7 protein-coding genes are annotated in these 3,946 nt (G+C 67.7%); 6 read left to right on the top strand and 1 reads right to left on the bottom strand.

Annotated elements, in window-relative coordinates; all coding sequences use genetic code 11:
- Positions 1–213: helix-turn-helix domain-containing protein (locus HUU96_RS12810; RefSeq protein ID WP_174293155.1), on the bottom strand; the 213-nt coding region annotated here is incomplete at its 3' end.
- 101 nt (positions 214–314) lie between these two features.
- Here HUU96_RS12810 and HUU96_RS12805 point away from each other — a divergent pair.
- From HUU96_RS12805 to HUU96_RS12780, 6 genes are all read left to right on the top strand, one after another.
- A complete protein-coding gene (locus tag HUU96_RS12805) occupies positions 315–1,841 on the top strand; it encodes an acyl-CoA carboxylase subunit beta (protein ID WP_174293154.1) in 1,527 nt (508 codons plus the stop codon).
- A gap of 43 nt (positions 1,842–1,884) precedes the next feature.
- Complete coding sequence (locus HUU96_RS12800; protein ID WP_174293150.1) at positions 1,885–2,175, top strand: hypothetical protein; 291 nt, start codon at positions 1,885–1,887, stop codon at positions 2,173–2,175.
- Positions 2,172–2,384, top strand: a complete 213-nt coding sequence (locus HUU96_RS12795; RefSeq protein ID WP_174293153.1) for a hypothetical protein — start codon at positions 2,172–2,174, stop codon at positions 2,382–2,384. The genes HUU96_RS12800 and HUU96_RS12795 overlap by 4 nt, the downstream gene beginning before the upstream one ends.
- On the top strand, positions 2,381–2,800 hold the full coding sequence (mce, locus tag HUU96_RS12790; protein WP_174293152.1) for a methylmalonyl-CoA epimerase: 420 nt from the start codon (positions 2,381–2,383) through the stop codon (positions 2,798–2,800). Before HUU96_RS12795 ends, mce begins: the two co-directional genes overlap by 4 nt.
- Before the next feature lie 2 nt (positions 2,801–2,802).
- A complete protein-coding gene (locus HUU96_RS12785) occupies positions 2,803–3,582 on the top strand; it encodes an enoyl-CoA hydratase-related protein (RefSeq protein ID WP_174293151.1) in 780 nt (259 codons plus the stop codon).
- Positions 3,582–3,946, top strand: a 365-nt coding sequence (locus HUU96_RS12780; RefSeq protein WP_254605218.1) for a methylmalonyl-CoA mutase family protein, incomplete at its 3' end; no start/stop codon positions are given. The genes HUU96_RS12785 and HUU96_RS12780, both read left to right, overlap by 1 nt.

Here is a 3,946-nt window from a genome sequence, read left to right as displayed (position 1 = left end):
GGGAGCCTCCGCCTCCAGCCCTGCCAGGGTCTCGGGATGGTGTCGGTCGAGCGCCGCCAGCACCGCGGCGGATAAGGGCCGCTCGCCGCCCTCCAGCTGCGACAGGTAGCTGACCGAGACGCCGAGCCGCGCCGCCATCGCCCGTTGGGTCAGCCCGGCCGCACGGCGCATCGCGCGCAGCGGCTCGGCGGCATAGAGGCGGGGCGAAGCCATGCGGCAGGGTAGTTCGCAAGTCGCCGCTTCGCAACTTCGCAACTTCACATTTGCGCCGACCGATGCCCCGCGGCAGGAAGGCGCGTCATCAAGGAGCGCGCATGTCCTCGACCATCGCCGAACTCGACCGCCGCCGCGACGCCGCCCGCCTGGGCGGTGGTCAGAAGCGCATCGATGCACAGCACGCCAAGGGCAAGCTGACCGCGCGCGAGCGGCTCGACGTGCTGCTCGACGAAGGGTCGTTCGAGGAGCTTGACATGTTCGTCGAGCATAACTGCGTCGACTTCGGGATGCAGGAGCAGCGCTATTCCGGCGACGGCGTCGTCACCGGTTCGGGTACGATCAATGGCCGGCTGGTGTTCGTGTTCAGCCAAGACTTCACCGTGTTTGGCGGCAGCTTGAGCGAACGGCACGCGCAGAAGATCTGCAAGGTAATGGACATGGCGCTGAAGGTCGGCGCGCCGGTGATCGGCCTCAACGATTCGGGCGGCGCGCGCATCCAGGAAGGGGTGGCCTCGCTCGGCGGCTATGCCGAGGTGTTCCAGCGCAACGTGCTGGCGTCGGGGGTGGTCCCGCAGCTGTCGCTGATCATGGGCCCCTGCGCCGGAGGTGCAGTCTACTCCCCGGCGATGACCGACTTCATCTTCATGGTGAAGGATTCGAGCTACATGTTCGTCACCGGCCCCGACGTGGTGAAGACGGTGACCAACGAGGTGGTGACGCAGGAAGCGCTGGGCGGCGCGGTGACGCACACCACCAAGACGTCGGTGGCCGACAACGCGTTCGATGACGATATCGAGGCGCTGCTGGCGGCGCGCGACTTCATCGACTTCCTGCCGCTATCCAACCGTGAGGGCGTGCCGGAGCGCCCGACCGCCGACGCCTGGGACCGCATCGAACCGAGCCTCGACACGCTGATCCCCGCATCCGCCAACCAGCCCTACGACATGCACGAGCTGATCCGGAAGGTCGTCGACGAGGGCGACTTCTTCGAGACGCAGCCGGCGCATGCGGGCAACATCATCACCGGCTTCGGCCGGATCGAGGGGCGCACGATCGGCATCGTCGCCAACCAGCCGATGGTGCTGGCGGGGGTCCTCGACATCAACTCATCGAAGAAGGCGGCCCGGTTCGTGCGCTTCTGCGACGCGTTCGATATCCCGATCGTGACCTTCGTCGACGTGCCGGGCTTCCTGCCGGGGACCGCGCAGGAGCATAACGGCATCATCAAGCACGGCGCCAAGCTGCTGTTCGCCTATGCCGAGGCGACCGTGCCCAAGATCACCGTCATCACCCGCAAGGCCTATGGCGGTGCCTATGACGTGATGGCGTCGAAGCATCTGCGCGGCGACCTCAACTACGCCTGGCCGACCGCCGAGATCGCGGTGATGGGCGCGAAGGGCGCGGTCGAGATCATCTTCCGCGGCCGTACGCCCGACGAGATCGCCGAGCGCACCGCCGAATACGAGGCGCGCTTCGCCAACCCGTTCGTGGCGGCGAGCAAGGGCTTCATCGACGAGGTGATCCAGCCGCACTCGACGCGGCGGCGGGTGGCACTGGGGCTGCGCAAGCTACGCGGGAAGGTGCTGGAGAACCCGTGGAAGAAGCATGACAACATTCCGTTGTGAACTATCCTTCTGCACATTATAAGGTGATGTGAAGGAGAGTTATATGCATACCGAACGTGTCACTTTTCTTACCACCCCCGATCACAAGGCAGCGCTTGATGCGTTCGCGGCTAGTAAGGGCAGATCGGTCGGCCATGTCGTGCGAGAGGCGTCGAGCCAATACATGGCACAGCCATCCGTTTCAGCGGATGAGGAAGAGGAGGCGTTGAGACTCGCCCTGCCAGAGCTGGAAGCGGCGGTGACGTCGATGCACAACACCGTCGCGAGCATGCGTGCCGATATCGCCCGGACGTGTGCGACGGTTGATGCAATCCTTGCGGGCGAGCGGACATGAGCGCAGGCGAGAAAGCACTCGGCTTCGTCAAGACCGTTCTTACATTGAAGGACCAATTAGACGCACTGGGCAAGGACATGACGTCGCTGGGCGTGCGCCTCACGCGTCTGGCCGAAGCCCATGGTGATTTGCGGGATCGGGTTAGTCGGCTGGAAGGCATGATCGAGGGCGCTGCCATCGCCACGCGTCAACGCAGGCTTGAGGAATGACCCTCGGCCGCCTCAATCACGTCGGCGTCGCGACGCCGTCGATCGAGCGCTCGATCGAGACCTACCGCACCCTGCTCGGTGCCACCGCGATCGGCGAACCGTTCGACCTCCCCGCTCAGGGCGTCCGCGTCTGCTTCATCGACGCGCCCAACACCCAGATCGAGCTGATCGAGCCCTATGACGATGCCTCCCCCATCGCCGGCTTCCTGCGCAAGAACCCGGCCGGCGGACAGCATCACGTCTGTTTCGAGGTGCCCGACATCGCCGCCGCCGTTGCCGACCTCACCGCCAAGGGCGCGACCATCCTCGGCGAGCCGCGCATCGGTGCGCATGGCACGCCGATCGTCTTCGTCCACCCGCGCGAAATGGGCGGGGTGCTGGTCGAGCTGATGGAAACGCCGCGCGGGGATCACTGACGATGGCCGAGCATATCCTGGTCGAGCGGCGCGGCGATGTCCTGGTCCTCACCCTCAACCGTCCCGAGCGGCTCAACGCCGTGCCGCCCGCAGCTTTTGCCGAGCTGCGCGCCGCGATCGAGACGCTTGACGGCGCGCGCGCGGTGCTGGTGACGGGGACGGGGCGGGCGTTCTGCGCGGGGGCTGACCTCGGAGCCGACGCATTCGGCGACGACGAGCCGGGCGAGGCGATCCATCGCGCGCTGGTCGACGACTATAACCCGGCGATGCTGGCACTGGCCGACCTTGCCGTGCCGGTAATCAGCGCCGTGCGCGGGGCCGCCGCCGGCATCGGCTGTTCGCTCGCGCTCGCCGCCGACCTGTGCGTCGCGAGCGAGACGGCCTATTTCCTGCAGGCGTTCGTCAACGTCGGCCTTGTTCCCGACGGCGGCGCGTCCTGGCTGTTGCCGCGGCTGATCGGTCGCGCCCGCGCCGCCGAGATGATGCTGCTGGGCGACAAGGTGCCGGCGGCCAAGGCGCTCGCTTGGGGGATGATCCACCGGGTCGTCGTCGACGAGGCGCTCGACGCCGAAGCATTCGCGCTGGCCGAGCGGCTGGCGGCGGGGCCGACACGGGCGATGGGCCTGATGCGCCGGGGCCTCGCCGCCGCGCTGGCGTGCGACTATCCGACCGCGATGTGGACCGAGGCCGATAACCAGCGCACCGCGCGCGGCACCCGCGACGGGGCGGAGGGCGCAACCGCGTTCTTGCAGAAGCGCAAGCCGGCGTTCACGGGGGCGTGATGGCGACGATCGAGACCAATATCGGCGAGGATGCGGGCGCTGCGCCGGAGCCGCGCGACCTGCCCGAGCCGGCCAGGACGCCGAGCCTCGACGCTTGGGCCGCCGCCGCCGCCAGGGAGGTCAAGGGCAAGGACCTGACCTGGCACACGCCGGAGAGGATCGACGTCAAGCCGCTCTATACCGCGGCCGACGTGACGGTGGACCCCGGCCTGCCGGGTGTCGCCCCCTTCACTCGCGGCGTGCGCGCGTCGATGTATGCCGGCCGGCCCTGGACGATCCGCCAATATGCCGGCTTCTCGACCGCGGAGGAGTCCAACGCCTTCTATCGCCGCAACCTCGCCGCCGGGCAGAAGGGGCTGAGCGT

Source organism: Sphingomonas bacterium, assembly GCF_903644135.1.
Classification (GTDB): Bacteria; Pseudomonadota; Alphaproteobacteria; order Sphingomonadales; family Sphingomonadaceae; genus Sphingomonas.
The sequence above is the reverse complement of the archived record's forward strand: the minus strand, read 5'-3'. Positions and strand labels throughout refer to the sequence as shown.

Bases quoted from the DNA above. Each gene is read 5' to 3' on its own strand.
- HUU96_RS12805 (WP_174293154.1), top strand. From the start codon at position 315: ATGTCCTCGACCATCGCCGAACTCGACCGCCGCCGCGACGCCGCCCGC.
- HUU96_RS12800 (WP_174293150.1), top strand. From the start codon at position 1,885: ATGCATACCGAACGTGTCACTTTTCTTACCACCCCCGATCACAAGGCA.
- HUU96_RS12795 (WP_174293153.1), top strand. From the start codon at position 2,172: ATGAGCGCAGGCGAGAAAGCACTCGGCTTCGTCAAGACCGTTCTTACA.
- mce (WP_174293152.1), top strand. From the start codon at position 2,381: ATGACCCTCGGCCGCCTCAATCACGTCGGCGTCGCGACGCCGTCGATC.
- HUU96_RS12785 (WP_174293151.1), top strand. From the start codon at position 2,803: ATGGCCGAGCATATCCTGGTCGAGCGGCGCGGCGATGTCCTGGTCCTC.